General features: G+C 73.1%; 4 protein-coding genes and 1 pseudogene. 3 read left to right on the top strand and 2 right to left on the bottom strand.

Features of this window, described 5'->3' with window-relative positions; translation table 11 throughout:
* Together OZN99_RS27705 and glpK are read right to left on the bottom strand one after the other, a co-directional pair.
* Positions 1–474 (bottom strand): annotated as a pseudogene (locus OZN99_RS27705) (hypothetical protein); the annotation flags it as partial.
* Positions 471–1961: a glycerol kinase GlpK gene (gene glpK, locus OZN99_RS27710; RefSeq protein ID WP_270938453.1), complete on the bottom strand. Its 1491-nt coding sequence runs from the start codon at positions 1959–1961 to the stop codon at positions 471–473. The gene glpK and the pseudogene OZN99_RS27705, both read right to left, overlap by 4 nt.
* Before the next feature lie 56 nt (positions 1962–2017).
* Here glpK and OZN99_RS27715 point away from each other — a divergent pair, with 56 nt between their 5' ends.
* The 3 genes from OZN99_RS27715 to OZN99_RS27725 all read left to right on the top strand — a co-directional run.
* A complete protein-coding gene (locus OZN99_RS27715; protein ID WP_270938454.1) occupies positions 2018–2719 on the top strand; it encodes a glutathione S-transferase family protein in 702 nt (233 codons plus the stop codon).
* A gap of 69 nt (positions 2720–2788) precedes the next feature.
* Complete coding sequence (locus tag OZN99_RS27720) at positions 2789–3346, top strand: cytochrome P460 family protein (protein ID WP_270938455.1); 558 nt, start codon at positions 2789–2791, stop codon at positions 3344–3346.
* Positions 3343–3512, top strand: a 170-nt coding sequence (locus tag OZN99_RS27725) for a DUF1028 domain-containing protein (RefSeq protein WP_270938456.1), incomplete at its 3' end; no start/stop codon positions are given. The genes OZN99_RS27720 and OZN99_RS27725, both read left to right, overlap by 4 nt.

Raw genomic sequence — 3512 nt, forward strand, 5'->3', positions numbered from 1 at the left:
GGCGGTGCGCGGGCCGATGGCGGCCGCGATGTCGGCGGCGGAGGCGTCGCGCACCCCGGCGCCGCTGAAGCGGTCGGGGATGCCGACCTCCACGATGCGGCCGCCGGCGACGCGCAGCGCGCGGTCGTACATGTTGCGCTGGCTGCGGGCCATGACGAAGTCGCCGCGCGCCGGCGCCTCCGGCAGCGCATCCATCGCCGCGACGTCGAGGCGCGCGATGCAGGCGGCGGCGCCGAGCAGCAGCGCGGCGGAGGCGCCGGAGGTGACGATCCCGGCCTCCGCCCCGGTGAGATCCGCGATGACGCGGCTGGCGGCGGCCTGCAGCTCGATCATGTCGACGCAGGCGGTCGCGGCGTCCGCCATGGCGGCCGTGACCTCGGGGTGCATCATCCCGCCGGAGAGACGCGTGTTGGTACCGGCGGCGTTGATGATCGGCGTGACGCCGAGGGCTTCGTAGATCGTTGCCGTGGTCATCGCGTCAGTACCCGCCTCACGGCGTCCTTCCAGGTGGCGTAGCGCGCATCGGCCTCGCTGCGCGCCATGCGCGGCGTGAAGCGGCGCTCCAGCCGCCAATGCGCGACAGCCGGGCCTGGCGCGGGCAGCAGCCCGGCCTGCAGCCCGGCGAGATAGGCGGCGCCGAGCGCCGTGGTCTCCCGCACCTCCGGCCGGTCCACCGGCGCGCCGAGCAGGTCGGCGAGGAACTGCATCGTCCAGTCCGAGGCGACCATGCCGCCATCCACGCGCAGGACCCGTTGCGTGCCGCTAGCGGCCCAGTCGGCTTCCATCGCCTCGACAAGGTCGCGGGTCTGGAAGGCGACGGATTCCAGCGCGGCGCGGGCGATCTCGGCGGGGCCGGTGCCACGCGTCAGCCCGAAGATGGCGCCACGCGCCTCGGCATCCCAATAGGGGGCGCCAAGGCCGACGAAGGCCGGCACGAAGACCACGCGCTGCGCCGGGTCAGCCTGCTGCGCCAGCGTGCCGCTTTCCGCTGCATCGGCGATCAGCTTCAGCCCGTCGCGCAGCCACTGCACCGCGGCGCCCGCGACGAAGATCGCGCCTTCCAACGCATAGGTGCGCGTGCCGCTGAGCTGCCAGGCCAGCGTCGTCAGCAGCCGGTTGCGGGACGCAACGGGCGCATCGCCCGTGTTCAGCAGCGCGAAGCAGCCGGTGCCGTAGGTGGACTTCACCATGCCCGGCGCGAAGCAGGCCTGGCCGAGGGTGGCGGCATGCTGGTCGCCGGCGATGCCGCGCACCGGCACGGCGGTGCCGAGCAGCGCGGGATCGGTGGTGCCGAACTCCGTCGCGCAGTCGCGGATTTCCGGCAGGACGGCGCGGGGAATGCGGAACAGCCTCAGAAGTTCGTCGTCCCAGTCGCCGCGGCGGATGTCGTACAGCATGGTGCGGCAGGCGTTCGTCGCATCGGTGGCATGCACCCGCCCGCCGGTCAGGCGCCACAGCAGGAAGCTGTCCATCGTGCCGAAGGCGAGCGCGCCGCGTTCCGCCGCCTGGCGCGCGCCGGATACGTTCTCCAGCAGCCAGGCCAGCTTGGTGGCGGAGAAGTAGGGATCGCAGAGCAGGCCGGTGCGCTGCGCGATCATAGCCGCCGCGCCGTCCTCCGCCAGCTGCGCGCAATGGGCGGCGGTGCGGCGGTCCTGCCAGACGATGGCGCGATGGATGGCGCGGCCGGTCGCACGGTCCCACAGCAGCGTCGTCTCGCGCTGGTTGGTGATGCCGATGCCCGCCACCTCGCGGGCGGACGTGCCGCCCTGCGCCAGTGCGTCGCGCAGCACGGCCAGCGTCGCCTGCCAGATCTCCTCGGGTTCGTGCTCCACCCAGCCGGGCGAGGGGTAGTGTTGCGACAGCGGCAGCTGCGCGGTGGCGCGCGGCACCAGCGCGGCGTCGTGCAGGATGGCGCGGGTGGATGTCGTGCCCTGGTCGAGGGCCAGCAGGGCGTCCTTCATCGCATCTCCTCCGGCTGCATCTTGGCGGGCGGCCCGGCAGGTGGCTAGCTCCGGGCATGACGCAGCCCGCCCTCTGTCTTTACGAGCTGGCCGGCGCCGACCCGGCGCGGCTGTTCAGCCCCTATTGCTGGCGCGCGCGATACGCGCTCGCGGCCAAGGGCCTGGAGGCGGAGACGGTGCCCTGGCGCTTCGTCCAGAAGGACGCGATCGCGCCCCATGGGGCGGAGAAGGTGCCGGTACTGCTGCATGCGGGTCGGGCGGTGCGCGAATCCTGGGACATCGCGGTGTATCTGGAGGAGACCTTCCCGGACCGCCCCAGCCTGTTCGGCGGGGCGCCGGGGAAGGACCTTGCGCGCTTCGTCAATGCCTGGGCGGACGCCGTGGTGCTTGCCGGCATCGCGCGGCTGATCGTGGCGGACATCGTGGCGGTGCTGGATCCCGGCGACGTCGCCTATTTCCGCACCAGCCGGGAGGCGCGGTTCGGCATGACGCTGGAACAGGTGCAGGCCGACCGCGACGTGGCGGTGAAGGGCTTCCGGCAGGCGCTGCACCCGCTGCGCATGATCCTGCGCGACCAGCCCTTCCTGTGCGGCGAGCGGCCCATGCACGCGGATGCGATCGCCTTCGGGCCGTTCCAATGGGCGCGCTGCACCAGCCCCTTCCGGCTGCTGGCGCCCGACGATCCCATCGAAGCCTGGCGGCAGCGCATGCTGGACCTGCATGGCGGCATGGCGCGCGCCGTTCCGGCCTTCGACTGAAGGCGCTTGGCGGCATGCGGCCCGCCATGGCTTGATGCAGGCGCCGGCCCGTCACCGCGGAGAGCTTCCATGCGAACGACCTTCCTGACCGCTGGCCTGGCCGCGGGCGCCGCGCTGCTGGCGCTGACCGCCTTCGCCATGGCGCAGCCACGCGCGCCCTATGCGCCGGGTCCGCAGAACATCGAGCTGCCGGCCGACTGGCAGACGCGCTTCATCCGCTACGCCACGGTGGACAAGCCGGACCGCAAGATCATCCGGCACATGTACGTGAACCCTGAGGCCTACGCCGCCACCCGCGCCGGCCAGCCCGCGCCGCGGGGCACGCTGCTGATCATGGCCGACACGCGCGCGCGGCTGGATGCGCAGGGCAACCCGCTGCTCGACACCTCGGGCCGCTTCATCCCCGAACCCGGCTGGATCGCCATCGGCGTCCAGCAGAAGGAGGCCGGCTGGGGCGAGGGCTACGGTCCCGAGCTGCGCAACGGGGAATGGGAATACGCCGCCTTCGACGGGGCGGGCCAGCGGCGCAACATCCCGCTAAATGCCTGCTTCACCTGCCACCTGCAGGCCCGCGCGGGGCAGGACTTCAACTTCACCTACTGGGACCACGCGCAGGCGCGCCGATGACGTTCTCGCTGATCGGCCGCTGCGCGCGCACGGGCCAGTTCGGCGCGGCGGCGACGACCTCCTCGCTGGCTGTCGGGGCGCGCGTGCACGCGGTGGCGCCGGGCGTCGGCGCGGTGCTGACGCAGCACCGCACGGACCCGCGGCTCGGGCCGCGCGGCATCGCCCT

It is taken from the genome of Falsiroseomonas oryzae (genome assembly GCF_027856955.1).
GTDB classification, from domain to species: Bacteria; Pseudomonadota; Alphaproteobacteria; order Acetobacterales; family Acetobacteraceae; genus Falsiroseomonas; species Falsiroseomonas oryzae.

What these genes read in the sequence shown, in the direction of transcription:
- glpK (WP_270938453.1), bottom strand. Translation starts at nt 1,961, where the DNA reads ATGAAGGACGCCCTGCTGGCCCTCGACCAGGGCACGACATCCACCCGC.
- OZN99_RS27715 (WP_270938454.1), top strand. Translation starts at nt 2,018, where the DNA reads ATGACGCAGCCCGCCCTCTGTCTTTACGAGCTGGCCGGCGCCGACCCG.
- OZN99_RS27720 (WP_270938455.1), top strand. Translation starts at nt 2,789, where the DNA reads ATGCGAACGACCTTCCTGACCGCTGGCCTGGCCGCGGGCGCCGCGCTG.